Annotated in this window: 21 protein-coding genes, 2 tRNA genes, 1 other RNA gene and 2 pseudogenes; 20 read left to right on the forward strand and 6 right to left on the reverse strand. The window is 76.5% G+C overall.

Annotation, left to right across the window (positions count from 1 at the left end; genetic code table 11):
- Positions 1 to 113 precede the first annotated feature (113 nt).
- Positions 114 to 518, reverse strand: a pseudogene (locus tag ACOQFB_RS02200) (FHA domain-containing protein); the annotation flags it as partial.
- Here ACOQFB_RS02200 and ACOQFB_RS02205 point away from each other — a divergent pair.
- The 3 genes from ACOQFB_RS02205 to ACOQFB_RS02215 are packed head-to-tail and all read left to right on the forward strand — an operon-like array spanning position 490 to position 4,339.
- Positions 490 to 1,818 carry a serine/threonine-protein kinase gene (locus ACOQFB_RS02205; protein ID WP_421610750.1) on the forward strand — a complete coding sequence of 443 codons (1,329 nt, stop codon included), beginning with the start codon at positions 490 to 492 and terminating at the stop codon, positions 1,816 to 1,818. The pseudogene ACOQFB_RS02200 and the gene ACOQFB_RS02205 overlap by 29 nt on opposite strands.
- On the forward strand, positions 1,815 to 2,786 hold the full coding sequence (locus tag ACOQFB_RS02210) for a PEGA domain-containing protein (RefSeq protein WP_421610751.1): 972 nt from the start codon (positions 1,815 to 1,817) through the stop codon (positions 2,784 to 2,786). The genes ACOQFB_RS02205 and ACOQFB_RS02210 overlap by 4 nt, the downstream gene beginning before the upstream one ends.
- Positions 2,786 to 4,339 (forward strand): hypothetical protein, encoded by a 1,554-nt coding sequence (locus ACOQFB_RS02215; RefSeq protein ID WP_421610752.1) that lies wholly within the window; start codon positions 2,786 to 2,788, stop codon positions 4,337 to 4,339. Before ACOQFB_RS02210 ends, ACOQFB_RS02215 begins: the two co-directional genes overlap by 1 nt.
- A 15-nt stretch (positions 4,340 to 4,354) precedes the next feature.
- Here the strand turns inward: ACOQFB_RS02215 and ACOQFB_RS02220 are convergent, their stop codons facing one another.
- Positions 4,355 to 4,621 carry a GlsB/YeaQ/YmgE family stress response membrane protein gene (locus ACOQFB_RS02220; protein ID WP_059439557.1) on the reverse strand — a complete coding sequence of 89 codons (267 nt, stop codon included), beginning with the start codon at positions 4,619 to 4,621 and terminating at the stop codon, positions 4,355 to 4,357.
- A gap of 159 nt (positions 4,622 to 4,780) precedes the next feature.
- Between ACOQFB_RS02220 and ACOQFB_RS02225 the strand changes: the two genes are divergently transcribed.
- Positions 4,781 to 5,941 carry an OmpA family protein gene (locus ACOQFB_RS02225; RefSeq protein ID WP_421610753.1) on the forward strand — a complete coding sequence of 387 codons (1,161 nt, stop codon included), beginning with the start codon at positions 4,781 to 4,783 and terminating at the stop codon, positions 5,939 to 5,941.
- Positions 5,938 to 6,879, forward strand: coding sequence for a GAF domain-containing protein (locus tag ACOQFB_RS02230; RefSeq protein WP_421610754.1), 942 nt, complete (start codon positions 5,938 to 5,940; stop codon positions 6,877 to 6,879). Before ACOQFB_RS02225 ends, ACOQFB_RS02230 begins: the two co-directional genes overlap by 4 nt.
- A 1-nt stretch (position 6,880) precedes the next feature.
- Here the strand turns inward: ACOQFB_RS02230 and truD are convergent, their stop codons facing one another.
- Genes truD through ACOQFB_RS02245 form a run of 3 tightly spaced genes read right to left on the reverse strand, consistent with a single transcriptional unit; the run spans position 6,881 to position 10,136 of the window.
- Positions 6,881 to 7,924 (reverse strand): tRNA pseudouridine(13) synthase TruD, encoded by a 1,044-nt coding sequence (gene truD, locus ACOQFB_RS02235; RefSeq protein ID WP_421610755.1) that lies wholly within the window; start codon positions 7,922 to 7,924, stop codon positions 6,881 to 6,883.
- Positions 7,921 to 9,237 (reverse strand): DUF4388 domain-containing protein, encoded by a 1,317-nt coding sequence (locus tag ACOQFB_RS02240; protein ID WP_421610756.1) that lies wholly within the window; start codon positions 9,235 to 9,237, stop codon positions 7,921 to 7,923. Before ACOQFB_RS02240 ends, truD begins: the two co-directional genes overlap by 4 nt.
- Complete coding sequence (locus ACOQFB_RS02245) at positions 9,204 to 10,136, reverse strand: DsbA family protein (protein WP_421610757.1); 933 nt, start codon at positions 10,134 to 10,136, stop codon at positions 9,204 to 9,206. The genes ACOQFB_RS02240 and ACOQFB_RS02245 overlap by 34 nt, the downstream gene beginning before the upstream one ends.
- Positions 10,137 to 10,254: 118 nt before the next feature.
- Here ACOQFB_RS02245 and ACOQFB_RS02250 point away from each other — a divergent pair, with 118 nt between their 5' ends.
- Positions 10,255 to 12,021 carry a radical SAM protein gene (locus ACOQFB_RS02250; protein ID WP_421610758.1) on the forward strand — a complete coding sequence of 589 codons (1,767 nt, stop codon included), beginning with the start codon at positions 10,255 to 10,257 and terminating at the stop codon, positions 12,019 to 12,021.
- Positions 12,022 to 12,069: 48 nt separating this feature from the next.
- On the opposite strand, the gene ACOQFB_RS02255 is transcribed toward ACOQFB_RS02250, so the two are convergent.
- Entirely contained in the window at positions 12,070 to 14,922 is a 2,853-nt protein-coding gene (locus ACOQFB_RS02255) for an invasin domain 3-containing protein (RefSeq protein WP_421610759.1), read from the reverse strand.
- A gap of 273 nt (positions 14,923 to 15,195) precedes the next feature.
- On the opposite strand from ACOQFB_RS02255, the gene tadA reads away from it, so the two are divergent.
- The 14 genes and pseudogenes from tadA (at position 15,196) to recA (ending at position 25,798) form a co-directional block, all read left to right on the forward strand.
- Positions 15,196 to 15,660, forward strand: a complete 465-nt coding sequence (tadA, locus tag ACOQFB_RS02260) for a tRNA adenosine(34) deaminase TadA (protein ID WP_059439146.1) — start codon at positions 15,196 to 15,198, stop codon at positions 15,658 to 15,660.
- A gap of 50 nt (positions 15,661 to 15,710) precedes the next feature.
- Positions 15,711 to 15,801, forward strand: a tRNA-Ser gene (locus ACOQFB_RS02265).
- 405 nt (positions 15,802 to 16,206) lie between these two features.
- Positions 16,207 to 16,296: transfer RNA gene (locus tag ACOQFB_RS02270), tRNA-Ser, on the forward strand.
- Positions 16,297 to 16,365: 69 nt separating this feature from the next.
- Positions 16,366 to 16,459, forward strand: an RNA gene (ffs, locus tag ACOQFB_RS02275) — signal recognition particle sRNA small type.
- 55 nt (positions 16,460 to 16,514) lie between these two features.
- Entirely contained in the window at positions 16,515 to 18,332 is a 1,818-nt protein-coding gene (gene dnaX, locus ACOQFB_RS02280; protein WP_494492438.1) for a DNA polymerase III subunit gamma/tau, read from the forward strand.
- Complete coding sequence (locus tag ACOQFB_RS02285; protein WP_059437417.1) at positions 18,332 to 18,643, forward strand: YbaB/EbfC family nucleoid-associated protein; 312 nt, start codon at positions 18,332 to 18,334, stop codon at positions 18,641 to 18,643. Before dnaX ends, ACOQFB_RS02285 begins: the two co-directional genes overlap by 1 nt.
- A 3-nt stretch (positions 18,644 to 18,646) precedes the next feature.
- Entirely contained in the window at positions 18,647 to 19,243 is a 597-nt protein-coding gene (gene recR / locus ACOQFB_RS02290) for a recombination mediator RecR (RefSeq protein ID WP_059437418.1), read from the forward strand.
- A gap of 140 nt (positions 19,244 to 19,383) precedes the next feature.
- Entirely contained in the window at positions 19,384 to 19,863 is a 480-nt protein-coding gene (locus ACOQFB_RS02295) for a roadblock/LC7 domain-containing protein (RefSeq protein ID WP_011422682.1), read from the forward strand.
- 2 nt (positions 19,864 to 19,865) lie between these two features.
- A complete protein-coding gene (locus ACOQFB_RS02300; protein ID WP_011422681.1) occupies positions 19,866 to 20,453 on the forward strand; it encodes a GTP-binding protein in 588 nt (195 codons plus the stop codon).
- 265 nt (positions 20,454 to 20,718) lie between these two features.
- A complete protein-coding gene (locus ACOQFB_RS02305; protein ID WP_421610467.1) occupies positions 20,719 to 22,272 on the forward strand; it encodes a tetratricopeptide repeat protein in 1,554 nt (517 codons plus the stop codon).
- 86 nt (positions 22,273 to 22,358) lie between these two features.
- Complete coding sequence (locus ACOQFB_RS02310) at positions 22,359 to 23,039, forward strand: uracil-DNA glycosylase (RefSeq protein ID WP_421610466.1); 681 nt, start codon at positions 22,359 to 22,361, stop codon at positions 23,037 to 23,039.
- A gap of 147 nt (positions 23,040 to 23,186) precedes the next feature.
- A pseudogene (locus ACOQFB_RS02315) lies at positions 23,187 to 24,323 on the forward strand (YifB family Mg chelatase-like AAA ATPase); the annotation flags it as partial.
- Positions 24,324 to 24,414: 91 nt separating this feature from the next.
- Entirely contained in the window at positions 24,415 to 24,699 is a 285-nt protein-coding gene (locus tag ACOQFB_RS02320) for a magnesium chelatase subunit ChlI family protein (RefSeq protein WP_494492570.1), read from the forward strand.
- 58 nt (positions 24,700 to 24,757) lie between these two features.
- Positions 24,758 to 25,798 carry a recombinase RecA gene (gene recA, locus ACOQFB_RS02325; RefSeq protein WP_059437421.1) on the forward strand — a complete coding sequence of 347 codons (1,041 nt, stop codon included), beginning with the start codon at positions 24,758 to 24,760 and terminating at the stop codon, positions 25,796 to 25,798.
- The last annotated feature ends 9 nt before the right edge of the window (positions 25,799 to 25,807 follow it).

The raw sequence follows: 25,807 nt of genomic DNA on the forward strand, positions 1-25,807 counted from the left end.
GCGGGGCCGCTCCGGGGGGACTCCTCGATCGGCTCCGCCGCCCGCTCGCCCTCGGCGACGCGCACCTCGGTGCGCCCGAAGCGCAGCACCATGCCCGGCTCGATGCGCGCCTCGGCGATCCGGTCGTCGCCCAGGAAGGTCCCGTTGCGGCTCTCCAGGTCGATCACCCAGACGCCGTCGGCCCGCCGCTCGAACATGGCGTGCATGCTCGAGATCCACGGATCCTCGATCTGCAGGTGCGCCTCGGGCGACCGGCCCAGCACCGTCGGGATCTCCGGCAGGGCGAACACGGCCCCGGCGCGGGAGCCATTCAGGATCACGAGATCGGCCAAGGTGCGTCCCCTCGGAGCAGCAGGCCTTCCATGATACCCTAGCCGTGACCCGCGCATGTCCGCCTCGCGCCCGCCAGAATCGATCCCGCGGGGGGGTGACCCTGCCGGCCCCGCGGCCGACGCGCTCGTGGGTCGTGTCTTCGGGCAGCGATATCGCGTGCTGAGCCAGCTCGGCGAGGGCGGCATGGGCGCCGTCTACCTGTGCGAGCACTCGGTGCTGGGCCGGCGCTTCGCGGTGAAGGTGCTGCGGGCCGAGCGGGCCGGCGACGCGGAGCTCCGCGAGCGCTTCCGCAACGAGGCGCTCGCCGCGAGCCGCATCGGCCAGGAGAACGTGGTGGACGTGCTCGACTTCGGCGAGGAGGCCGACGGCACGCTCTACTACGTGATGGAGGCGCTGGAGGGGCGGAGCCTCGGCGCCGTGCTGCGCGAGGAGGGCCCGCTCCCGGTGGGACGGGCGCTCGGCCTGCTCGACCACGTCTGCCGGGCGCTCGCCGCGGCGCACGCGCGCGGCGTGGTCCACCGCGACGTGAAGCCCGAGAACGTGTTCGTGGTGCGCGGGCCGGACGGCGTCGAGCGCGCCAAGGTGCTCGACTTCGGCATCTCGCACGTGGAGCAGCTCGGCCGCACCGACCGGATCACCCGCGCCGGCGCCATCGTCGGCACGCCGGAGTACATGGCGCCCGAGCAGGCGGTGGGCGGCCCGGTGGATCACCGCTCCGACGTCTACGCGCTCGGCGTGCTCGCCTACGAGATGCTCACCGGCGCGCTCCCGATCGTCGGCGAGACCGCCATCGCCACGCTGGTCGCGCACCAGACGCAGGCGCCGGAGCCGCCGTCGCGCCGCCGGGCCGGGATCCCGCCGGAGGTGGACGCGCTCGTGCTGCGCGCGCTCGCGAAGCAGCCGGAGGGGCGCTTCGCGAGCATGCTCGACTTCGCGGCCGAGGTGACGCGCATCCGGCTGTCCACGCTGGCCGGCGACTACGCCCGGCCGTCCTCCGCCGCGCCCACCGCGCGCTACGACCTGCCCGGCGTCCTGCCGGTGCCCGCGCACCCGTCCACCGCCGCGCGCGCGGGCGGCGCGCCCACCGTGCGGGCCGGGACGCCGGCGCCCGCGGTCGCTCGCCGTCACCGCGCCGCGCAGGCGGCCGCGGTGATCGGGCTCGCCGCCGCCGTGGGGGTGGCGGGGTGGTGGTGGGCGCGCGCGCGGGCGCCGCGACCCGCCGCACCGCTGGCGGTCACCCCCGGCTTGCGTGTAGATCCACCCTCCGTGCAGGACGCTCGACCCGTGCCCCCGCCGGACGCCGCGCCGCCGCCCTCGATCGCCGCCGTGCCGGCCGTCGCCCCCGCCGCCGCCGAGGCGCCCGCGGGGCCCGCTCGCCCGGTGCCCGCCGCCGCCCGCCGACCGGCCGCGCCGCGCCCGCGCCCCGCGCCCGCGGAGGACCCCTACTCCGACGACGGCGGGCTCAAGCCCGATCCCTTCCGATGATCCGACCCTGGCGCCTGCTCCCGCTCCTCGCCCTGCTCACCGCCTCGGCCGCCTCCATCCCCGCCGCCGCGCGGGCGGACGACGTGGCCGAGGCGAGCGCGCACTTCCGCAAGGGGTCGGCGCTGTACCAGCAGCGGCAGTGGCGCGCCGCCATCGCCGAGTTCGAGGCGGCGTACCGGCTGAAGCCCCACGGCGCCATCCACTTCAACGTGGCCCGCTGCCGCGAGCAGCTCGAGGAGTGGCCCGGCGCGCTGCGCAGCTACACCGACTACCTGCGCGAGGTGCCCGACGCGCGCGACCGGGCCGCGGTCCGCGCCACCATCGGGCGCATCGAGGCGCGCCTCGCCGCGGCCGGCGTGCAGGCGCTGCTCGTCTACACCGATCCGCCCGGCGCCGAGGTCCGGATCGACGGCCGGCCCCGCGGCACCACGCCGTTCCACCTGACGCTGCCGCCCGGCCCGTACGCGCTCGCGCTCGCGCTCGAGGGCTACGCGCCGGTGGAGCAGGCGGTGGAGGTCGGCGCGTCGGCGTCGCGGGTGGTGGAGGTGGTGCTCCGGCCCGGCGCCGCGCCCGCCTCGGCGCCGCCCGCCGCCGCGACCGGCCCGGCGTCGCAGGGCGCCGCCGCCGCGCTGCCGCCGCCCGAGCCCGCCCGCCCGGACCTGTCCGCCCCCGCGCCCGCCGCGCCGGTGCCGCTCACGCCCGCGCCGCAGGCCCGGCCGTCGCGGCACCGCGTCTACACCTGGGTGGCCGCCGGCGCCGCCGTGGCGGCGCTCGCCGCCGGCGTCCTCTACGGCCAGGCCGCGGAGCGCAAGCGCGACGCGCTCGTGGACGGCACGCCGCACGACGACGCCGCCTCCCTGGCGCGCGACGCGCGCTCGAAGGCGCGCACCGCGAACGTGCTCTACGGCATCGCCGGGGCCGCCGGCGCCGCGGGCGTGACGCTGTTCTTCGTGGAGGGGACCTTCTGATGCGCCGCCTCGCCGTCGCCGCCGCCGCGCTCGCGCTCGCGGCCTGCCAGGTGGACGTGGAGGGCGCCGCCTGCGAGGTCCCGGGCGCCACCGCGCAGTGCCCCTCCGGCCAGGCCTGCGGCAACGACCTGCGCTGCAGCCGGCGCGCCGCCGCGTGCGACGGCGGGCCGTGCACGCCCGGCCAGGTGACCTGCTCCGCCGGCGGCGACGTGGTGCGGTGCGACGGCACCGGCGACGCGGTGTGCGGCGGCACCTGGACGCGGGTGGCGGACTGCGCCCCGGGCGTGCGCTGCGGGCAGCGGACGCCGGACGCCGACCCGGAGTGCTACTGCCCCGACGCCGCCGGCGGCGAGCTCTGGGTGGACCCGGTGGCGGGCGCGCCGCAGGGCGAGCCGGCGCCGACCGGCGCGCGCGAGCCGGCGCAGTGCCGCTACCGCGCGCTCTCCGACGCGCTGGCCCGGGCCGCCGAGGGCGGCGGGACCGCGGTGGTCGCGGCGGGCGCGGTCCCGGCGGTCTACCCGGTCGCCGCCGACCTGGTGATCCCGCCCGGCGTGACGCTGCGGGGCGACGACGCGCCGGCCGCGCCGGCCGGCCGGATCCTGGCGCTCGGCGACGGCGTGGTGGCGGCGGGCGTGACGCTCGGCGCGGGCTCGACGCTCGCCGGCGTGACCGTGCGCGACGACGCGGCGCCGGACGCGGCGGTCGCGATCCGGACCGCCTGCGCCGCCGGCGACCTCGCCCGCGTGTCGGACGTGGCGGTGGCGGCGTCGCGCGAGGGCGGCGCGCTCGCGGCCGGGCTCCGCCTCGAGGGCGCCTGCCCGGTGGCGCTGGAGCGCGTGACGGTCTCGGGCGCGGCGGGCCCGGGCGTCGCGGTGGCGCGCGAGGTGGCGGTGGGCGCCCCCGTCACCGCCGAGGACTCGGTGCTCCAGGCCAACGCGCAGGAGGGGCTGCGCCTCGCGCGCGGCGACGTCACGCTGCTGCGGGTGACGCTGGCCGCGAACGGCGGGGCCGGGCTGGTCGCCGCCGGCGGTGCGGACGGGCGCCTCACGCTGGAGGCCTGCACGGTCCGCGACAACGGGGCGACCGGCGTGGTGCTCGAGGCGAACACCGCGCGCGTCTGGATCGGCGGGACGCGCATCTGCCGGAACGCGGCCAGCCCGCGCGGCGCGTTCACCACCAAGCGCGCCGTGGGCGGCCTGTACCTCGCCGGCAACCCGCCCGCCGGCGCGCAGGCGGTCGGGTTCTCCGGGAACGCCGTCCACGGCAACGCCGGCGACCAGGTGCTGGTCTCGGGCAGCGTGACGGCGTGGCACCTCGACGGCGGCGCCGACGCGTGCGGCGCCGGCCGCAACCTGTTCGGCGAGTACGCGCCGTCGCCGGCGCGCGGCCTGGTGGCCGACTCCGCCGTGGTGAGCGCGCAGTGGAACGGCTGGGCCGGCGTCGTGCCGGCGCCCGGGATCGACTACGAGGCCATCACCGGCGTGAGCGCCGCGTCGGTGACCGCCTCGACGTACTGCGACCCGCCGGCCGCGGCCGAGCTGATCTGCGAGTAGGGCCGCGGGCCTGCGCTAGACGGTCCGCCGCCGCGGCGTCGTCACCATCCCGGCGATCACGAGCAGCACGATCGCGCCCACCAGGCTGCCGATGAACCCGGCGGTCTGGAACGACGTGCCGGGCGAGCCCGCGAACGCCGACGCGACCAGCCCGCCGATGATCGAGCCGGCGATCCCGAGCAAGGTGGTCATGACGAACCCGAGGCCCTGCTTGCCGGGCACCACCGCGCGCGCGATGAGCCCGATGACGAACCCGAAGACGATCCAGGCGATGATCCCCATTGCCCTGCCTCCCGGCGGACAAGGTAGGCCCGGCGCCGACGCCGGTGCCTGCCCGCCCCGGCGCCGCGCGGGCGGGAGGGCGCGCGGATGTGCCACGACCGTCGGTACGGGCGCTTCCTTGACTCTCCGATCCCCCGGCGGTTAGCGTCGCCTCGCGTCATGACCCTCCGCCTCTCCCTTCCTCGCGCGCTCCTGCCGGCGCTCCTGGCGACCGCGTGCGCCGCGGGCGGCCAGCTCCGCGCCGACGTGCGCGCCGTCCGGGCCGAGCTGGTGGAGGCCCGCTCGGCCGGGGCGGAGCGCTGCGCCGCGGACGAGCTGTCCGACGCGGAGGCGAGCCTGGAGGAGGCCGAGCGGCGGCTGGGCCGGGGCGAGGAGGGCGCGGCCCGCGCCCGGGTGGAGTCCGCCGGGCGCAGCGCCCGCCGCGCGCGGGAGCTGGCCCGGACCTGTGCCGCCCCGCAGGTCACCATCCGCAAGGGCGAGCCCGCCGCCCAGGTGATCATCGAGAAGACCGACGGGGACCGCGACGGCGTCCCGGACCTGGACGACCGCTGCCCCGACGCGCCCGGCCCCGCGACGCTCCAGGGCTGCCCGGACGCGGACGGCGACGGGGTCGGCGACGCCGAGGACGCGTGCCCGGCGGAGGCGGGGCCGGCCGAGACGCTGGGGTGCCCGCCGGCGAAGGACTCCGACGGCGACGGCGTCCCCGACGAGATCGATCGCTGCCCGCTCGACCCCGAGGACGCGGACGGGTTCCAGGAGGAGGACGGCTGCCCCGACCCGGACGACGACGGCGACGGCATCGTGGACCGCGTGGACGCGTGCCCGCACGAGGTGGGGCCGCTCGAGAACCGCGGCTGCCCCGTGATGGACGCGGACGGGGACGGGGTGGCCGATCCGGACGACCGCTGCCCCGAGCAGGCCGGGGTCGCCGCCGACGGCTGCCCGCGGGCGTACCGGCTGCTCGAGGTGGGGCGCGACCGGATCGCGCTCCGCGAGCCGGTGCGGTTCGGCGCCCGCGACGACCTGCTGCCGTCGAGCGCGGTCCTGCTCGACGAGCTGGCGCAGGCGCTCCGCGACCGCCCGCGCATGCGCGTCGCGGTCGAGGTCCACACCGACGGCGCCGGCGACCCGGCCGCGAGCAAGCGGCTGAGCCAGGCGCGGGCCGAGGCGGTCCGGGCGGCGCTCGCCGGGCGCGGGATCGAGGCGGAGCGGGTGGAGGCGAGGGGGTTCGGGGCCGAGCACCCCGTCGCCTCCAACAAGACCGCGCGCGGCCGGGCGCAGAACCGGCGCACCGAGGTCCGGATCCTCCCGGGCGGATGAAGGAGCGCGAGGGACGCATGGCGCAGTTCGAGATCTTCGTGCCGGCCACCCCGCCCGCCCAGGCGGCGGACGTGGTGGTGCTGCTCGAGGCCGACAGCTGGCTCGGCGCGCTCCGCGCCGGCGTGGCGCGGATCGGCGGCCGCCACGCGGCGAACGTCCTCTGCGACGTCCGCCCGGGCGGCGTCATCCACGTGACGGATCCCGAGACCGGCCGCGCCTTCCGCATCCAGGAGCTGCCCGAGGCGGCCGTCCGCCCGGCGCGCACCCCGCCGCCGGGCTCGCCGCCCGCGCCGGCGCGGCCGCGCCGGCCGGCCCGCGACGAGGTCACCGAGAAGCTGCCGCTCCCGGGCGCGCCGCGGCGCGGGGGGACGCCGCAGGCCCAGCCGCTGCCGCCCCGGCGGCCGCCCGCGCCCATCGGCCGCGAGCCGGCGCCGCGCTCCGCCGCCGGCGCGGCCCAGCTCGCCGACCTGGCGCGGCGGGCGGCGGCGCTGCCGGGCAAGGGCGCCGAGGCGGGCGGCGGGCTGGGCGCGCTGCTCGACCTGGCGCTGGAGCAGACCGGCTGCGAGGCCGGGTCGGTGTTCCTGCTGCGGCCCGGCGAGCGCGAGCTCTCCTTCGCGGTGGCGCGCGGCCCGGCCGCCGAGGCGATCCTCCGGCGCGGCGTGCGCGTGCCTCTCGGCGCCGGGGTGGTGGGGTTCTGCGTGCAGGAGAACGTGGCGCTGGCGGTCTCGGACGTGCGCCAGGATCCGCGCTTCGACGACGCGGTGGCGCGCGCGGCCGGCTACGAGGCCCGCTCGCTGCTGTGCACGCCCATCGCCCGCGGCGGCCGCGTGCTGGGCGCGATCGAGGTGATGAACAAGCGGGGCGGCGAGCTGTTCGACCAGCAGGACGTGGCGGTGCTGGCGCTGCTCGCGGAGCACGCGGCGGCGCGGCTCGCCTGACTCAATCCTCCTCGGGCAGCTCCGCCTCGGCCTTCGTCAGCTCGCGCATCACCACGGTGGCGTACGCGCCGCGGGGCAGCTCGAACGCGGCGCGGTACCCGTCCTCCAGCGGCTCCAGCGCGACCTCCACCCGCAGCCGCGCCGCGCGGCGGGTGCCCTCGGCCTCGCCGCCGCCGCGCGCGAAGTCGGCGAGCGCGATCCCCTCGGCCTCGAGCAGCCGCGCCTCCCGCGCCCCGGCCTCGCCGCCGGCCAGGCGCAGCGCGTGCCCGAACATCGGGCCGGCCGGCGAGATCTCGAACCGCTCCACCCGCGGCCCGTCGGCGGCGGGGTCCTCGCAGGTGAACAGCCCGCCGGTGTCGAGCTTCTTCATCACGTCGCCGGCGAGCGCCGCCGCGAACAGCCCGTCCGCCATCCGCGCCGCGAGCCAGCGGTTGAACAGGAGCGACTGGTAGGCGGAGAGCGAGAGCCGGCGCAGGAAGCGATCCCGCGCGGCGCGGCCGGCCTCCGGGCTCCGCTCGCCGGTGACGAGCGCGCGCCCCACCGCCGCGTTCCGGCCGGCGGCGCCGAAGCGCTGCGGCCCGAAGAAGTTGGGGAGCCCGCGCGCCGCGAGCGCGCCGGCGCAGTCCCGCGCCCGGGCCAGGTCGCCGCCGCGCACCGCCAGCGTGAAGCGGTTCGCGCGGACGTGGCCGGTGCGGAGCTTGTTCTGGTGGCGCGAGACCTCCAGGACGCGCAGGCCCGGCGCGGCGAGCGCGGCCGGGTCGGGATCGCGCGCCACCGGGAACGAGAGCCACTGGGTGGTGACCGCGTCCTTGTCCTTCAGCCCGGCGCAGCCGGCGTCGCGCTCGGGCACGCCCAGCGCCCGCGCCAGCTCGCGCACGGCGTCGCGGGTGGTGCGCCCGCGCTTCTCCACGTGGAGGTACAGGTGCGGGCCCGCGCCGGACGGCAGGTAGGCGGGAACCTCGTCCACCCGGAAGTCCTCGGGCGCGCGGCGCAGCGCGCCGCCCGAGCCGGGCAGGTCGGCGGTGACGAAGGGGAGGTCGGTCATGCGGAGGGGAGCAGCGCCTCGACGCGCCCGAGGCCGCGCCGGAGCGACGCCCCGAGGGCGCGCTCCGCCGCGCGCTCCAGGCGGTCGCCGGCGGCGAAGAGGTGGAAGAAGAGCAGCTCGCGGAGCGCCTCGAACAGCACCCGCGCGCGGTCGCCGGAGGGGTGGAGCCGGGCGGCGGCGGCCGGGGCCAGCGCGCCCACGTTCGCGGCCAGCGCGGCCGGGTCGAGCGCGCCGTCGTCGCCGTGGCCCACGTGCGCCCAGACCGCCGCCCAGGGCCCCGCGCCGTCGGCGAGGAACCCGCGCACCGCGGCGCGCAGCGCCGGCCGGCCCGCCTCGGGCACGGCCGCCGTCACCTCGCGCAGGAGCGTGTTCATGGCCTCCGCGAGCTCCGCCAGGCGCGCCGCCTCCGGGGCCGGCTCGGCCGCGGCGTCCGCCTCCACCGCGACGTGGCCCGCCTCGGCGAGGTGGTAGAGCAGCTTCGTCGCCTCGAACTCGTCGAGGTGTGCGGCCATCGCCAGCTCGGCGACGGTGCGGCTCCCGTCCAGCAGCTCGAGCAGGGCGCGCTCCGGCGGCTGCAGCGCGGCGGCGCGGCGCGGGCGGCGCCGCCGCACGCGGGCCTGGGGACCGGGGATGCGCGCGCGGAACAGCGCCAGCTCGTCCATGCGCCGGGCGCCGTCCAGGAGCAGCGCCTGCGTGCTCACGGTGAGCGCGGCCGCGGCGCGCTCCGGCAGCTCCTCGTCCATGAGCACGAACGTGCCGCGGCGGGCGAGCAGGATCGCCTGGAACACCACCGTGGCCTGCTCGTGCAGGCAGTTCCACAGGTCGGCCGCGGAGAGCGCGCCCGCGTCGAGCAGCGCCTTGCCCACCGGCCGCCCCGAGCGCAGCGCCTCGCGCGCCTGCGCCTCGCCCACCAGCCCGAGCCGCACCGCGATCTCGCCCAGCCGCTCGCCCGCCGCGCTGGAGCGGGCGCCGCGCACCTCCCCGTCCTGGAACGCCACCGAGCGCTCCGCCCCGCCCGACGACACGGTGAGGATCCCGGTGAGCCGCGACTGGTGCAGGAACGCCAGCAGGTCGCCCACCGGGAAGCCGTCGAGGTCGCCGGCCAGCAGGCAGCGCGGGCGGGCGGCCGCGGCGCCGGTGGCCGGGGTGCGGCGGGCCACCAGCAGGTCGGGCGCGGAGGGCAGGAGCACGAAGCGCCCGGCGCGGTCGGCGAGCGCGCGCCGGACCTCGTCGGTCTGGGGGACCAGGCGCCCGTGGGCGTCGATGTCGACGAGCAGGCTCAGTCCTTCTCCCAGCCCTGGTGCTTCTGCCACTCCTCCTCGTCCTCCAGCGCGTGCAGCAGCATGGCCGGCGAGAAGTCGGGCAGGGCCAGGTAGCGGCCGTTCAGGAAGAGCGTGGGCGTGCCGCGCAGCCCGGCGGCGCGGGCCTCGGCCTGCGAGACGCGGACCTTGTCCAGGTACTTCCGGCTGGCGAGCGCGTCGCGCAGGTCGCCCGCGTCGCCGCCCGCGGCGCGCGCGGCCGCCGCGATCCCGTCCACGTCGAGCGGCGCCTCCGCCTCGAACAGCGCGTCGTGCACCGGCCAGAAGATGTCCTGGTCGCGCGCCCACTCGCCGGCCTGCGCCGCCTCCAGCGCGCCGGGGTGCGCCTCGATCGGGAACGGCTTGAACACGAGCTTCACGCGGCCGGCGTGCTCCTCGACGAAGCGCTCCAGCGCCGGGCGGAGGCCGCGGCAGAACGGGCAGGTGAAGTCGGAGAACTCGACCAGGGTGACCGGCGCCGCGGGGTCGCCGAGCGGCGGGCCGAAGCCGTCGGTCGCGAGCGCGACGCGGCGGTCGAAGGAGGCGTAGTAGTCGTCCACCAGGCCCGGCAGGGCCGACGGGCTCGCGCCGGCGGCCACCAGGCGGGCCGCGAACCGGACCATGCGCGCGGCGTGCTTGCAGGGCTGGTGGGTGCGCAGGCAGCTCGTGACCGTGTGCGGGCACCCGCAGTAGCAGAACGCCCGAGAGGCCCAGTCGTGCACGATGGCGCGCTGCTCCGGGGTGAGGTCGTCGAGGTCGGTGCCGGCGAGCGGATCGGCGGCGGCCGCCTCGGGCGCCGCGCCGGCGCCGGCGGCGGGCGCGCCCGCTGCGGGCGCGGCGGTCTTGCAGGCGGGCAGGCCGGCGAGGCCGAGGGCCGCGAGCGCGGCGAGGAGGAACGAGCGGGAGATGGTCATGTGGAGGGAGCCCCGGGGAGCGCGGTCGCGGGATTCTAGTACGACCCCGCCGGCCGTGGGCGCCGCTCACGCTTTGAACGTGGCACCGCCCCCATGGTCTGCTTAGACAGGACCGGCCTTGGAACGCGCGCAGCCGACGAGGGAGCGAGGGACCATCCGCAAGGAGCCCGGCGGACGCCTGGGCGTGGCCCTCGTGTACCCGAACGCCTACCGGCTGGGGATGGCGAACCTCGGGTTCCACGCGGTGTACCGCCTGTTCAACGCCGACGCGGGGGTCGCCTGCGAGCGGGCGTTCCTGCCGGAGGACGGGGGCGAGCCGCGCACCGTCGAGTCCGGCCGGCCGCTGCGCGACTTCGACGTGGTGGCGTTCTCGCTCTCCTTCGAGGACGACGACGCGCACGTCCTCGAGCTCCTGGACCGCGCCGGCCTGCCGCTCCGCAGCGCCGACCGCGACGAGCGCCACCCGCTGGTGCTGGGCGGCGGCATCGCCGTGCAGATCAACCCCGAGCCGCTGGCGCCGTTCTTCGACGCGTTCCTGGTGGGCGAGGGCGAGGAGCTGGTCGGGCCGTTCCTGGCGCTCGCCCGCGCCGCCCGCGAGGAGCGGCCCGCCCGCGCCGAGCTGCTCCGGCGCGTGGCCCGGCTGCCCGGCGGCTACGTGCCCGGGCTGTACGACGTCGAGTACTCCGACACGCGGGATCCTAGCGGCGCGTGGGTCACCCGCTTCGCGCCGCGCGAGGGCGCGCCGGAGCGCGTGCGGCGCTGCTACGTCCCCGACCTGCGGCAGGTGCCCACCTCGCGGGTGGTGGACAGCCCCGACGCGCAGTTCGGCGACCTGTTCCTCACCGAGGTGGCGCGCGGGTGCCTGTGGGGGTGCCGGTTCTGCGCCGCGGGGTTCGTGCAGCGCCCCTACCGCGAGGTGGACCTGGAGCGGCTCCGCGCCGAGGTGCGCGAGGGGATCGCGCGCGGCCAGCGCATCGGGCTCATCGGCCCGGACACGAGCGACTACACCGGCCTCGACGCGCTCACCTGCTTCATCGGCGAGGAGGGCGGCACGTTCAGCCCGTCTTCGCTGCGGGTGGACGCGATCACCTCGCCGCTGGCGCGGCGCATGGCGGAGGGCGGCGAGCGGTCGATCACCATCGCCCCCGAGGCCGGCACCGAGAAGATGCGCCGGGTGATCAACAAGGACTTCACCGACGACCAGATCGTCCAGGCGGCGGAGAACGCGCTCTCGCAGGGGATGCAGCACGTGAAGATGTACTTCATGTGCGGGCTGCCCGGCGAGACCGACGACGTGCTCGGCATGGCGCGGATCGCGGTGCGCATCCGCGAGGAGGTGATGCTGCCGTGGGCCCGCAAGCGCGGGCGCATGGGGCGCATCTCGCTGTCGGTGAACCCGTTCGTGCCGAAGCCGTGGACGCCGTTCCAGTGGCTGCCCATGCACGACCGCAAGTGCCTGGAGGCGAAGCGCAAGCTGCTGGAGAAGACGCTGCGGCCGCTCGGCATCGACGTGGACTTCTTCAGCCCGCGCGAGGCGTACCTCCAGACGCTGCTCTCGCGCGGCGACCGCCGGGTGGCGGACCTGCTCGAGCTGGCGCACCGCGAGACCGGCGGCGACCTGCGCAAGGCGCTGGCGCACTGGCCGCACGACCCGGACTTCTTCGTGCTGCGCGAGGCCGGCGTCGAGGAGGCCTTGCCCTGGGACTTCATCGACCAAGGCCTCGAGAAGCGGTTCCTGGCCCGCGAGCTCCGGCGCGGGGTCGCCTCGAAGCTCACGCCCAAGTGCGCGGTGGACACCTGCCGCGCCTGCGGCCTCGACTGCGCCGACCACCCCGAGCTCGAGCCGGCGGTGGTCCAGCTGGCCGCGCCGGCCCGCCCCGCCTGACCGGCGCCCGCCCCGGGCCCGCGGACGGGCCCGGAGCGGACGGCGGGATCAGGGCGCCGGGGCCGCGCTGGTCCCGGTGATGGGGACCTCCAGCGGCAGCGGGATGGGCGCGTCCACGATCCAGTCCACCTCGCTCGGCGCGTAGGGGTCCGCCTCCTTGCCGGCGGTGAGCGTCACCGACGCCCCCACGCCGCAGGTGAACCCGCCGAGCCGCGCCACCATCCGGCACGGCCCCACGCTGTCCACAGGGCAGCGCGTGCCGCACGCGCCCGCCGCGTTGCAGGGCTGGTAGGTGAACTCGAGGCCGCGGCCGTCCGGGTAGGCGTCGAGCCCGCGGTAGGCGGCGGCGATCTTCGACGGGTCGCGCACCGCGACGGCGTAGGAGGTGGCCGCCGGGAGCAGGTTCAGGTTCACGTCCGCCGCGTACACCGCGTAGGTCGCCCGGGTGGGCACCTCGCCGGCGACGAGCGCGAACGGGGCGGCCGGGGCGGTCGGGGTGCACGCGCCCTCGCCGGCGGCGGGGAGCGCGGCCCAGCGGGTCCCGAGCAGGCCCGCGCCGCCCGGCGCGGGCGCGGCCGGCAGCGGGACGCCGGTGAACAGCACCACCGTCTGCGTCCAGACCTTCGCGAGCGCGTCCCACCGGCCGTTCGCCGCGGTCCAGTCGCCCGAGCCGTCCACGTCCACGAACGCCTCGCCCGGATCGTGCTGCCCGTCGTCGTCGGCGTCCACGAACGGCTCCGGCAGGTCCACGAACGGCTCGCCGGCGTCGTAGCGGCCGTCGCCGTCGAGGTCGGTGAACGCCTCCTCGCCGTCGGCCACCGCGATCACCGAGACCACGCCGTCGCGCGGGTTGTGCGTGCGGGTGCCGCACGCGTCGGCGTACGTCACCGACGGCTCGCCGGCGCGCGGCGCCACGTCCTCCGGCAGGTAGCCGCCCAGCGTCGCGAACAGGCCGGACGCGAGGCCGAGGTCGCGCTGCGCCGACGGGTCCATGCCGGGCTGGAGGTCGGGCGTGGTGCGCGCGATGGCGGCGCGGCTCGCCTCGGAGTGGAACGTCACCGCGGTCGCGCGCCCGAGCACGTTCTGGTAGCGGTCCTGCAGCACCGCCACGCAGGTGAAGGCCGCGTCCACCAGCGACGCGCCGCAGTCGGTCTCGGCGAGCGCCTCCACGTTCTCCGGGCTGCACACCAGCGTGAACGCGCCGGCGCTGGGCCGGGCGCCGACGACGGGCACGCCGGGCTGGAGCGCGGCAGAGCGGGTCTGGCCGCCGGCGGTCGCGGTGGCGGTCATGGTGAGCGTGCCGGCCACGGTGCCGGACTGCAGCGTGGCGCGCGCCTGGCCGAGCGAGTCCGGGGCGGCGCCGCCGGAGGTGGTCGCGGTGCGCACCGCGCTGCACGCCGGGCCCGGCACGGCGCACGGGATCGCGCCGTGCAGGTCGGAGCCGCCCAGCCGCGGGTGCTCGAGGTAGACCTCCAGGCCGTCCGGGTAGGCGAGGCCGTCGTCGCCGACCAGCGTGAACGTCACCGCGTTCGACTCGTTCCAGCCGGAGTCGCGCACGCCCATCACCGGGAACGCCGGCGCGGGCTGCGCGGAGATCTGCGCCAGCGCCGGCATCCGCACCGAGGCGGTGGTCTCGACCGGCACGGCGGCGAGGCGGGCGGTGAGGCGCGCGGTGCCGACCTGCGCGGCGGAGACGAAGGTGGCCGCCGCCACGCCGGCGCCGTCGGTGGTGACGGTGACGCTCGCGGCCGGGCCGGCCTCGGACTGGAACGCGCCCAGCGTGGTGGTCAGCACCACCTGCTCGCCGGCCGCGGGCACGCCCTCGCGCGCGAGCGTCACGGTGACGGCGGTGGTGGCGCGGCCGTCGGCCGGGATGCGGCCGCGCGCCGGGGCGAGCGCCAGCGCCACGCCGGAGGCGAGGTCGGTGCAGCGGCGGTTGCGGCAGGCCCAGCGCGCGCCGGCCGCGGCGTCGCACGGCTGCCCGTCGCAGGCGGCCTCGGCGCAGTCCACCAGGCCGTCGCAGTCGTCGTCGAGCCGGTTCGCGCAGGACACCTCGGCCGGCTCGGTGGCGTCGCAGGCGACCGGCGCGCAGGTGCCGGCGGCGCACGCGCCGGCCCGCCCGTCGGCGGTCGCGCAGGTCGCGCCGCCGCAGTCGGCGTCCTCGCAGTCCACCCGGCCGTCGCAGTCGTCGTCCCGCCCGTCGCCGCACGCGGTCTCGCCGGCGGACGCCGGCGTGCAGACGCAGGCGCCCTCGGCGCAGGCGCCCACCGCCCCGCCCGCGGCCAGGCAGCGGCGCCCGGCGCAGCCGGCGTCGGCGCAGTCCACCCCGCCGTCGCAGTCGTTATCGCGGGCGTCGTCGCAGGCGGTCTCGCCGCCCGACTGCCCGGCGTCGGGCGTGCACGTGCACGCGCCGGCGGCGCAGGTCCCGACCGCCCCGGCGCCGGTGCGGCAGGTCGCGCCGGCGCACTCGGCCGCGGCGCAGTCCGCCGCCGGGTTGCCCGCGTCCGGCACGCCGTTGTCGCAGATCTCGGCGCCCACGAACGTGACCTGCGCCAGGCCGTACGCCAGCGAGGCGTCGGAGGCGGTCACCGACACCGGGCCCCAGCACCCGGGGTTCAGGCGCTGGTCGCAGGTGACGAGCGTGAGGTCGCCCTCGGCCGCGGGGAGCGTGGCGGTGCTGGTGCCGGTGCCGAGGAACGTGCCGCGGCTCGCCACCACCGCGACCGGCCCCTTGCCGGCGCGCACGTGGACGGTGACGGTCGCGGCGCCGTCCGCCTTCACCAGCGCCGGCGTGGCGGTGACGACCACCGGCAGGACCGTCGGGGCGTCGTCGCCGCCGCCGCCGGAGCAGGCGGCCGCCGCGAGGAGCAGGGCGAGCAAGGATCGGCGGGTGGGCTTCATGGAGGGCTCCGGTCGGCGAGGGGTGGGGACGGCCGGCCTTCGCCGGCGGTGACTGCGACCTGTGGTGAATGGGCTCCGCAGGGCGGAACGCCGGCGCGCGCGGACGTGACCAGGAGTGGAGGGCGGGCGCGCGCTTCCCGACGCGGCGTGCGGGTCGCGCCGGGGACCCCGGAGGATTCACCGAGGGTGCGCAGCGACCCGCGCCGCGCGGCGGCGCGCGTGCGCGGGCGCCCGCGGTCGGGGTATGAAGGGCCCGTGGACGAGCGCGAGGCGATGCAGGAGGCACTGGGCCTGGCGCGCGAGGCGGCGGCCCGCGGCGAGGTGCCGGTCGGCGCGGTGGCGCTGTTCGAGGGCCGCGTGGTCGGCCGCGGCGCGAACGCCCGCGAGGCGGCCCGCGATCCGACCGCCCACGCCGAGCTCCTCGCCATCCAGGAGGCGGCGCGCACCCTCGGGCGCTGGCGCCTCACCGGCGTGACGGTGGTGGTGACGCTCGAGCCCTGCGCCATGTGCGCCGGCGCCATGGTGCTCGCCCGCATCGACCGGCTGGTCTACGGGGCGAGCGACCCCAAGGCCGGCTGCGTCGGCTCGCTCCAGGACCTGTCGACGGATCCCCGCCTGAACCACCGGTTCCCGGTGGAGCGGGGCCTGCTGGCCGAGGAGTCCGGCGAGCTCCTCCGGGCCTTCTTCCGGGCCCGCCGGGGCGCCGGGACCGGAAACGGCAACGGCGGCGAGGGGTAGGCGAGCCTTCCCCCTTGGCACGCCCCGGGAGATCGGTTAAACCCGCCCGCGGAGAGCTGGCCGAGCTGGTCGAAGGCGCCTGACTCGAAATCAGGTGTACCGGCAACGGTACCGGGGGTTCGAATCCCTCGCTCTCCGCCAATTTGGACCACGACTGCGGGCTCGCTCGCCGAACGCGAGGACAGCAGAGGCCGGACGAGAGGTCGGGAAGCAAGGGAGCGCAGGTCCCCGAGCGAAGCGAAGGGGACCGAGCGCTCCGGATGAAGCTGAAACGCGGCCACGCCCGCGGATGGCGTTTGGAGCAGTAACCTCAGCGAGCGCAGGCCCACGCGGATGAGCGTGGGCCGGAGCGAGCAGGGGGTCTGGGGGAGCGCAGGCTCCCCTGGCGAAGCACGGAGCAGTTGGGCGCTCCGGAGGATTTGGAGGGAAGGACCTTCAGCGAGCGCAGGCCCACGCGGGAGCGTGGGCCGGAGCGAGCAGGGGGTCTGGGGGAGCGCAGGCTCCCCTGGCGAAGCACAGGGGAGCCGAGCACTCCCCCAGGTATAAGGAGAGGTGACCGAGCGGCTGAAGGTGCACGACTGGAAATCGTGTGTACCGGGAACGGTACCGTGGGTTCAAATCCCACCCTCTCCGCCAGCGATGCAGGCCCCACGCCGTTAAGCAAGGTGGGACCCGCGAGCCGGCGATGCGCCGGGCGAGCCGGCCCAGAATCCTCGGGCGACGTGGGGGCCATCGAACCCCGCCAGGCCCGGAAGGGAGCAACGGTAGGTGGTCTTCCGTGCGCCCGGGGATTGTGGGCCGGCTCTTTTTGCTGGAACGTGAGGCGCGCCGCGTCCCCGCGGTGACCGATCCCAATGGCTTACCTCGTCCTCGCCCGCAAGTACCGGCCGCAGCGCTTCGGCGAGATGTCCGGCCAGGAGCACGTGGTCCGGACGCTGTCGAACGCGCTCAAGACCGGCCAGCTCGCCCACGCGTTCCTGTTCACCGGCCCGCGCGGCGTCGGCAAGACCACCACCGCCCGCCTGGTGGCGAAGGCGCTCAACTGCGAGAAGGGCCCGACCGCCGAGCCGTGCGGCGTCTGCACCCCCTGCGTCGAGATCGCCGAGGGCCGCGCGGTGGACGTGGTGGAGATCGACGCCGCCTCCAACAACGGCGTGGACAACGTCCGCGACATCGTCGAGGCGGTGAAGTACCGGCCCGCCCGCGACCGCTTCAAGGTGTTCGTGGTGGACGAGGTCCACATGCTGTCGCAGGGCGCGTTCAACGCGCTCCTGAAGACGCTGGAGGAGCCGCCGCCGCACGTGAAGTTCGTGCTGGCCACCACCGACGTCCACAAGGTCCCAGAGACCATCCTCTCGCGCTGCCAGCGCTTCGACTTCCGGCGGCTCACGCTGCAGCAGATCGCCGACCAGCTCGCCAAGGTCGCGGCGGAGGAGGGGATGCGGCTGTCCCCGGCCGCGCTGGCGCTGGTGGCGCGCCAGGCCGAGGGCGGCATGCGCGACGCGCTGTCGCTGCTCGACCAGGTGCGGGCCGCCTGCGGCGACGCGCCCGGCGACGACGCGGTGGCGGAGGCGCTCGGCGCGGTGGACGCGGCGGCGGTGTCGCGCATCGCGGCGGCGCTCGTCGGCCGCGACGGCGCCGCGCTGCTGCGCGAGATCGAGGCGCTCCACGACCGCGGGCTCGAGGTGAAGCGGCTCGCCGAGGAGCTGGTCCGGCACCTGCGCAACGTGGTGGTGGCGAAGCTCGTGCCGCAGGCGCCCATCGACCTGCCGGACGCGGAGCTCGCCGAGGTGCGCGCGCAGGCCGCGGCCGCCGACGCGGCGCAGCTCACGCGCCTGTTCGACCTGGCGCAGCGCGCGGTGGTGGACGTGAAGCTCGCCGAGCAGCCGCGCTACGCGCTGGAGGTGGCGCTGCTGGAGGGCGTGTTCCTGGCCCCCGGCGCGCAGGTCTCCGAGCTGGTCGCGCGCGTCGAGGCGCTCGCCCGAGGCGCGCCGCTCCCGCCTCCCCGCGCCGCCGGCCCGGCCGCGCCGCCCGCGCCCGCCGCGCCGGCCTCCGGCTCCCCGCCGCCGGCCCCGCCCGCCGCCCCCGCGCGCGGCGCCGCCGCCGCGTCGGGCTGGCGCGACCTCCCCGCGTTCGGGACGCCCGGGTGCGCCGCCGGCTCGGCGCCCGCCCAGGCCGAGCCCGCGCCCGCGTCGCCGCCGCCCGCCGTGTCCGCGCCCGCGCCCGCTGCGGCCGACCCCGGCGCCGGCGCGAGCGCGGCCGATCGCTGGCGCGCGGCGGTGGAGCAGGTGGAGCAGGAGAGCCCGACCGCGGCCGCGTCGCTCAAGCAGGCGGCGCTGCTCGGCCTCGGCGAGGGCGAGGTGCGGGTGCAGCTCCCGCCCGGCTTCCACGCGCAGAGCGCGGAGCGGAAGCGCGGCGAGATCGAGGCGGTGTTCGCCCGCTTCTTCGGGCGCCCCACCCGGCTGGCGCTGACGATCGCGGCGCTGCCGGCGGCGCCCGCCGCGGCGGCCGAGGCGCCCCCCGGCGCGGCCGCGCCGTCGATCGCCGCGAGCGACGCCGCCGAGCGGATGGCCCGCTCGGCCCGGGTGCGCGACACCGCGCGCGCCCACGCCAACATCCAGGAGGCCGTCCGCGTGCTGGACGGCGCCATCGACCGGATCGAGGAGCTGTGATGGACATCCAGTACCTGATGCGCCAGGCCAAGAAGCTGGAGAAGGCCATGGCGGACGCGAAGGAGAAGCTCGCCGAGATCGCGGTCGAGGCCGAGAGCGGCGGCGGCCTCGTCAAGGTGGCCATGAACGGGAAGTGCGAGGTCACCCGGCTGACCGTGGACCCGAAGGCCATCGACCCGAACGACAAGGCGATGCTCGAGGACCTCGTGACCGCCGCGGTGAACGCGGCGGTGGAGAAGGCGCGCACGGCGGCCGACGAGTCGATGAGCAAGGCCACCGGCGGCATCAAGATCCCGGGCATCGCCGGCTGATCGATGGCCGTCGCGGATCCCATCGCGCGCCTGGTGAAGGAGCTGGCGAAGCTCCCCGGCATCGGGGAGAAGACCGCGCAGCGCCTGGCGTTCCACATCCTCAAGGCGGGCCCCGGCTACGCCGGCGACCTCGCCGCGGCCGTCACCGGCGTGGTGCGCGACGTGCGGCTGTGCTCCACGTGCCAGACGCTCACCGACCAGGATCCCTGCGCGATCTGCCGCGATCCGGATCGCGACGCCCGGACGATCTGCGTGGTGGAGGGCGTGCCGGACCTGCTGGCGGTGGAGCGCACCCACGAGTTCCGCGGCCGCTACCACGTGCTCCACGGCGCGCTGTCGCCGCTCGACGGCGTGGGCCCGTCCGACCTGAAGATCCGCGAGCTGCTGGTGCGCCTGGAGCGCGAGCCGGCCGACGAGATCGTGGTGGCGACGAACCCGGACGTCGAGGGCGAGGCCACCGCGCTCTACCTGACGAAGCTCCTGAAGCCGATGGGGCTCAAGGTCACCCGCATCGCCCAAGGTGTTCCCATGGGCGGGGATCTCGAATACGCTGATCAGGTGACGCTGGCCCGCGCGCTGGCCGGCCGCCGCGAGCTCTGAGCGCGGCGGCCGACGGTTCCGGTCCGCGCCGCATCGCCTCCCCGGTGCGATATCGCGCTACACGCTCCGGCCCCGATTGAACGCGGCACGGTTCCCTGGTATTCGCCCATCACTCGGATCTTCGCGGAGAGCGACGGCCCATGAATTCCGGCTTGGTGATGTACGAGGAGGAGTTCCGGCTCATCGCCGGGATCTGCGACCGGCTCACGCGCGACGCGAACGCCAAGGTCGTGTTCCTCGTCGACAAGAACGGCCAGCTCATCGCGTCGAGCGGGCAGGCCCAGAACCTGGACACCACCTCGCTCGCGTCCCTCACCGCGGGTAACGTCGCGGCCATGGGCGGCCTCGCCAAGCTCATCGGCGAGAAGGAGTTCCCGAACCAGTTCCACGAGGGCGAGAAGGAATCGCTCCACATGAGCATCGTGGGCGGCCGGGTGGTGCTGGTCGTCATCTTCGACGCGAAGAGCTCGCTCGGCCTCGTGCGCCTGCGGGTGAAGAAGGCCGGCGAGGAGCTCGCCCGGGTGTTCGACGCGCTGGCCAGGAAGCAGGCCGCGCCCGGCGCCGCGAGCCCGTTCGCCGAGATCACCGACGACGACATCGACAATCTGTTCAGCGAGTGATCATGAGCTTCATCAACTACAGCTCGCGCGAGATCAACTGCAAGATCGTCTACTACGGCCCCGGCCTGTGCGGGAAGACGACCAACCTCCAGTACGTCTACGCGAAGACCAACCCCGACGCGAAGGGGAAGATGATCTCGCTCGCCACCGAGACCGAGCGGACCCTCTTCTTCGACTTCCTCCCGCTGTCGCTGGGCGAGATCCGCGGCTTCAAGACCCGCTTCCACCTGTACACGGTGCCGGGCCAGGTGTTCTACGACGCCTCCCGCAAGCTGATCCTGAAGGGCGTGGACGGCGTGGTGTTCGTGGCCGACTCGCAGATCGAGCGCATGGAGGCGAACCTCGAGTCGGTCGAGAACCTCCGCGTGAACCTGGCCGAGCAGGGCTACGACCTCAACAAGATCCCGTACGTGGTGCAGTACAACAAGCGCGACCTCCCCAACACCGCCACCGTGGACGAGCTCCGCCGCCTGCTCAACCCGCGCGGCGTGCCGGAGTTCCAGGCGGTCGCACCGACCGGCGTGGGCGTGTTCGACACGCTGAAGTCGGTCGCGAAGCTGGTGCTCACCGAGCTGAAGAAGGGCGGCTAGCCGGACCCCGCGCGCCCGCGCGCAGTCGCCGGAGCGTGACGGTCCGCGCGGCGGCCGCGCGCGTCACCCGTGCGCCCGCGCGGGCCGCTCGGCCCCCAGCGGACTCGACTTTAGTTCTGGCGGTGCGCGCCGGGATGGCGTATTTCCTCGGGATTCCAACCGTTCGACCGGTCGATCCACCGGCCCGCCCGGTTGAGTGCGAGTCCGAAGTGCGCCGCCTGCGGATGCCACGGGGCGAGCGAGACACTGGAACGAGGTGCTCAACATGACATCGAAGATCCGGATGGCGGCCCTCCTGCTCCTCGCGACCGCCTGCGCCACCGGCGGCGGCGCGGGCAAGGGGCCCGCGGAACGCTTCAAGCAGTCCGACGAGAAGATGCCGACCGCGAGCGCGATCCAGGAGGACGCCGAGCGCGCCTTCTACTCGGACGTGCTCGACCACAAGCGGCGCGGCGACATCGCGGCCCAGGCCGGCAACATGGACCAGGCCCGCGCCGAGTGGGCCACCGCCGCCGAGGGCCTCGGCAACTTCAACGACCGCTTCGGCGCGAACGAGTACCAGATCCCCATCCGCTACAGCGCCGCCGAGCTGTTCATGCAGGCGCAGCAGTGGGACAAGGCGGCGCAGGCGGCCGAGCGGACCGCCGCCGATCCGCACGCCGGCCCGAAGACCAAGGCGATGGCGGCCCACCTCTCCGCGCAGGCCTGGCTCATGGCCGCCAACGCGGACGTGAAGGCCGGCAAGCTCGAGCCCATCAAGCTGGCCTACGTCGAGCAGCGCAAGGGCGAGGCGCTGAAGCCGCGCACGCCGCCGGGCGCCTGGAAGCGGTTCGTGGACACGACCGACGTGTACCTCGCGAACATCGACGCCGACCCGGAGCAGCAGAAGCCCGCCGCCGAGCGGCGCCTGGTCGCCCCGCAGCAGCTCGCGCTGATCGCGGCCGAGGTGCAGTACGCGTTCGACAACATGGAGGAGGCGCGCCGCCGCTTCGAGGTGGTGCTGCAGCGCTGGCCCGACGACGCCGACGTGGTCGAGGCGGCCGCGCCGCTGTACCTGCAGACCTTCGCGTTCGCGAAGGACGCCGCCGGGCACGAGGCCGCCACGAAGCGCGTGCGCGACCTGGTGACCGCGCAGATGCAGAAGCCCGGCCTCGATCCCAAGGCCAAGGCGTCCTACGACAAGGTCCTCCAGGACCTCGGCCGCACCGAGGCCGGCGCCCGCTTCGCCGAGGCGCAGAAGCTGCTCGAGGCCGGCAAGCCGGCCGAGGCCGCCAAGGCGTTCGAGGCGCTCGCCGCCGATCCGGCGAGCGGCGACGTGGCCGGCGCGCTCCACAACGCCGCCATCGCCTGGGACAAGGCCGGCGACGCGGCCAAGGCGAGCGCGCTCCGCCAGCGCATCCTGAAGGATTTCCCGGACTCGAAGGTGGCGCCGCAGAACGCGCTGCTGCTCGCGGCCCAGCACTCGAAGAAGGGCGACCACGCCGGCGCGGCCCGCATGTACTCCGAGTTCGTGGAGAAGTGGCCGGGCGATCCGAACCGCTGCGTGGCGCTCCAGAACGTCGCGGCCGAGCTCGACACCGCCAAGAAGACCGCCGACGCGGCCGAGCGGTACCTGGTGTTCGGCAAGGACCCCACCTGCGCGAAGGGCGACCCGAACTTCGCCGCCCGCGCGCTCTACCGCGCCGGGACGCTGTTCTCGTTCGCGAAGAGCAACGCCAAGGCCCAGGAGGCGTTCGCGGCCGCCGTCGCCGTGCAGGGCGTCACCGACACCGTGGCGAAGAGCCAGGTGGAGGACGCGAAGCGGCGCCTGAAGAAGTAGCGGCGCCGGGCGCGAGCCCGCGATGGACGCGGCCCGGACGGCGGACGAACCCGCCGGACCGGGCCGCACCTTTTCCGCCCTCCCGCATGGCCGACACGCTCTCCGCCGTCGCCGCCGAGGTCGTCCGCTGCCGCGCCTGCCCGCGCCTGGTCGCCTGGCGCGAGCAGGTGGCGCGCGAGAAGCGGCGCGCCTACCGCGACGAGGTCTACTGGGGCCGGCCCATCCCCGGCTTCGGCGACGCCCGCGCGCGCATCGCGCTGGTCGGGCTGGCGCCGGGCGCCCACGGCTCGAACCGCACCGGGCGCATGTTCACCGGCGACCGCTCCGGCGACTTCCTGTACGCGGCGCTCCACCGGGCCGGGCTCGCCAGCCAGCCCACCTCGCGGGCGCGCGACGACGGGCTCGCGCTCGAGGGCGCCTGGATCACCTCCGCCTGCCGGTGCGCGCCGCCCGACAACTGGCCCACGCCCGACGAGCTGGAGCGCTGCGCGCCGTTCCTCGACCGCGAGCTCGCGCTGCTCGCCCCGCGGGTGCTCGTCGCGCTCGGGGCCGTCGGGTGGGACGCGATCCTGGCTGCGCTGCGGCGCTCCGGCCGCGAGGTCCCGCGCCCGCGGCCGCGCTTCGGGCACGGCGCCGAGCTGCGCCTCCCCGGGCTGCCGGCGGTGCTCGGCTGCTACCACCCCTCGCAGCAGAACACGCAGACCGGCCGCCTCACCCCGGCCATGATCGACGCGGTCCTCGCCCGCGCCGTCGCGCTGGCGCGCTGAGCGTCGAGCGCGGCGCGAGCGCGGCGGCCGGCGGCCGCGCGCCGGCCGCGCCGGACGTTCCCCGGACCGGCCGCGCCGCGCCCCGGGGCCCGGGCCCGCGGATCCACGGCGCGCGCCGCTGGCACGCGGGCTGCTGAACGCGCGTGCATGCTCGTGCGCGTGCGATCCGGGGCGGTGCTCGGCGTGAACGCCGTCCCGGTGGACGTCGAGGTGGACGCGACGGTCGGGATGCCCGGCTTCTACATCGTCGGGCTCGCGGCCGGGCCGGTGCGCGAGGCCGAGGTCCGGGTGCTCGCCGCGATCCGGAACCTGGGCGTGAAGCTCCCGTCGAAGCGGGTGACGGTCAACCTCGCACCCGGCGACCTGCGCAAGGAGGGCACCGGCTTCGACCTGCCCATGGCCATGGGCGTGCTCGCCAGCGCGGAGGAGATCCCGGCGCAGGCGCTCGAGGGCGTGCACCTCGTCGGCGAGCTGGCGCTGTCCGGCGAGGTGAAGCCGGTGCGCGGGGTCCTTCCGCTCGCGATCGAGGCGCGGCGGGCCGGCGCCCGCGCGCTCCTCGTCCCGGAGGCGAACGTGCTCGAAGCGAGCGTGGTCGAGGGCGTCCAGGTCCTGCCCGCGCGCCACCTGGGCGAGGTGGTGGCCTGGGCGCGCGGGGGGCAGCCGCTCCTGCGCAGCCTGCCCCCGCCGCCGCCGCCCCCCGCGTCGCCGCTCGACCTCGCCGACGTGAGCGGGCAGGAGGGGGCCAAGCGCGCGCTCGAGATCGCCGCCGCCGGCGCGCACAACCTGCTGTTCTTCGGGCCGCCCGGCAGCGGCAAGACCATGCTGGCGCGCCGGCTCCCCGGCGTGCTCCCGCCGCTCGCGTTCGAGGAGGCGCTGGAGGCCACCGTCGTCCACAGCGTGGCCGGGTTGACTCGGCACCGCGGGCTGCTCACCGAGCGCCCGTTCCGCGCGCCCCACCACTCCATCTCCGACGCCGGCCTGGTGGGCGGCAGCACCGTGCCGCGGCCCGGCGAGATCTCGCTCGCCCATCACGGCGTCCTGTTCCTCGACGAGCTGCCCGAGTTCCGGCGGCACGTGCTCGAGGCGATGCGCCAGCCGCTGGAGGACGGGGAGGTGTGCATCGCGCGCGCGGGACGCTCGGTGACCTACCCGTCGCAGGTGATGCTGGTGGCGGCGATGAACCCGTGCCCGTGCGGCCACCACGGCAACCGCACCCGCGCCTGCCACTGCACCGCGCACGAGCTGGTGCAGTACCGGCGGCGCATCTCCGGCCCGCTGCTCGACCGGGTGGACCTGCACGTGGACGTGCCGGCGGTGCCGCCCGCGCTCCTGCGGCGGCGCCCCGGGGGTGCCGAGCGCCGAGGTGCGCGCGCGCGTGGCGCGGGCGAGGGAGCGCCAGGCGGCGCGGGCCGGCCCGCGCACCGCGCCGGTGAACGCGCGGCTGCGCGGCGAGGCGCTGCGCCGGATCTGCGGGCCGGACGCGGCCGGGCGCCGGCTGCTCGACGACGCGGTGGCGCGGCTCGGCCTGTCCGCCCGCGCCCACGACAAGGTGCTGCGGGTGGCGCGCACCATCGCCGACCTGGAGGGCGACGGCGCCGTGAAGGCGGCGCACGTGGCCGAGGCGATCCAGTACCGCGCCCTGGACCGCCCGCTCCTGTGACCACGCCGCCCGCGGGCGGCACCAACCCCGCCGCCGGCGGGAGAAGCGAGGCAGCGACGTGAGCAAGCTGACGGAGAGGACGAAGGCGCTGGGCGTGGCCGTGGCCAGCATCGAGAAGGCGTTCGGGAAGGGGAGCATCATGCGGCTGTCCGAGGCGGAGGCGCCGGCGGCGATGCCGGTGGTGCCGAGCGGCTCCATCGGGCTCGACCTGGCGCTCGGCGTGGGCGGGCTCCCGCGCGGGCGGGTGGTGGAGATCTTCGGGCCGGAGTCGTCGGGGAAGACGACGCTCGCCCTGCACGCGATCGCGGAGGCGCAGAAGGCGGGCGGGGTCGCCGCGTTCATCGACGCCGAGCACGCGCTCGACGTGGGCTACGCGCGGAAGCTGGGCGTGAACCTGGCCGAGCTGCTCGTCTCGCAGCCGGACACCGGGGAGCAGGCGCTCGAGATCGCGGAGCAGCTGGTCCGCTCCGGCGCCTGCGACGTCATCGTGGTGGACTCGGTGGCGGCGCTCGTCCCGAAGGCGGAGATCGAGGGCGAGATGGGCGACGCGCACATGGGCGTGCAGGCGCGCCTCATGAGCCAGGCGCTCCGGAAGCTCACCGGCGTCGTCTCGCGCAACCAGACCCTCGTCGTCTTCATCAACCAGATCCGGATGAAGATCGGCGTGGTGTTCGGGAACCCGGAGACCACCACCGGCGGGAACGCGCTCAAGTTCTACGCCTCGGTGCGCATGGACATCCGGCGCATCGGCCAGGTGAAGGAGGGCGACGCGGTGGTGGGGAGCCGCACGCGGGTGAAGGTGGTGAAGAACAAGGTCTCGCCACCGTTCCGCGAGGCCGAGTTCGACATCCGCTACGGCGTGGGCGTGGACCGCTTCGCCGAGGCGGTGGACCTCGGGGTCGAGCGCGGGGCGGTGGAGAAGTCCGGCGCCCATTTCTCGCTCGAGGGCGAGCGGATCGGGCAGGGCCGCGAGCGCGCCGCGGAGTGGCTCCGGGCGAACCCGGCCGCGTTCGAGCGGCTGGTGGAGCGGATCAAGGCGCCGGGCACCCAGGGCCCGCCGACCCCGCTTTCGGTCGTCGCCGCCGAGGCGGCCGGGTAGGGGAGCCGC

It is taken from the genome of Anaeromyxobacter sp. Red801 (assembly GCF_049201065.2).
In the GTDB taxonomy this organism is placed as follows: domain Bacteria; phylum Myxococcota; class Myxococcia; order Myxococcales; family Anaeromyxobacteraceae; genus Anaeromyxobacter.

Coding starts and splice junctions, on each gene's coding strand:
- ACOQFB_RS02210 (WP_421610751.1), top strand. CDS start 1,815: ATGATCCGACCCTGGCGCCTGCTCCCGCTCCTCGCCCTGCTCACCGCC.
- ACOQFB_RS02215 (WP_421610752.1), top strand. CDS start 2,786: ATGCGCCGCCTCGCCGTCGCCGCCGCCGCGCTCGCGCTCGCGGCCTGC.
- ACOQFB_RS02220 (WP_059439557.1), bottom strand. CDS start 4,621: ATGGGGATCATCGCCTGGATCGTCTTCGGGTTCGTCATCGGGCTCATC.
- ACOQFB_RS02225 (WP_421610753.1), top strand. CDS start 4,781: ATGACCCTCCGCCTCTCCCTTCCTCGCGCGCTCCTGCCGGCGCTCCTG.
- ACOQFB_RS02230 (WP_421610754.1), top strand. CDS start 5,938: ATGAAGGAGCGCGAGGGACGCATGGCGCAGTTCGAGATCTTCGTGCCG.
- truD (WP_421610755.1), bottom strand. CDS start 7,924: ATGACCGACCTCCCCTTCGTCACCGCCGACCTGCCCGGCTCGGGCGGC.
- ACOQFB_RS02245 (WP_421610757.1), bottom strand. CDS start 10,136: ATGACCATCTCCCGCTCGTTCCTCCTCGCCGCGCTCGCGGCCCTCGGC.
- ACOQFB_RS02255 (WP_421610759.1), bottom strand. CDS start 14,922: ATGAAGCCCACCCGCCGATCCTTGCTCGCCCTGCTCCTCGCGGCGGCC.
- tadA (WP_059439146.1), top strand. CDS start 15,196: ATGCAGGAGGCACTGGGCCTGGCGCGCGAGGCGGCGGCCCGCGGCGAG.
- dnaX (WP_494492438.1), top strand. CDS start 16,515: ATGGCTTACCTCGTCCTCGCCCGCAAGTACCGGCCGCAGCGCTTCGGC.
- ACOQFB_RS02285 (WP_059437417.1), top strand. CDS start 18,332: ATGGACATCCAGTACCTGATGCGCCAGGCCAAGAAGCTGGAGAAGGCC.
- recR (WP_059437418.1), top strand. CDS start 18,647: ATGGCCGTCGCGGATCCCATCGCGCGCCTGGTGAAGGAGCTGGCGAAG.
- ACOQFB_RS02295 (WP_011422682.1), top strand. CDS start 19,384: ATGAATTCCGGCTTGGTGATGTACGAGGAGGAGTTCCGGCTCATCGCC.
- ACOQFB_RS02300 (WP_011422681.1), top strand. CDS start 19,866: ATGAGCTTCATCAACTACAGCTCGCGCGAGATCAACTGCAAGATCGTC.
- ACOQFB_RS02305 (WP_421610467.1), top strand. CDS start 20,719: ATGACATCGAAGATCCGGATGGCGGCCCTCCTGCTCCTCGCGACCGCC.
- ACOQFB_RS02310 (WP_421610466.1), top strand. CDS start 22,359: ATGGCCGACACGCTCTCCGCCGTCGCCGCCGAGGTCGTCCGCTGCCGC.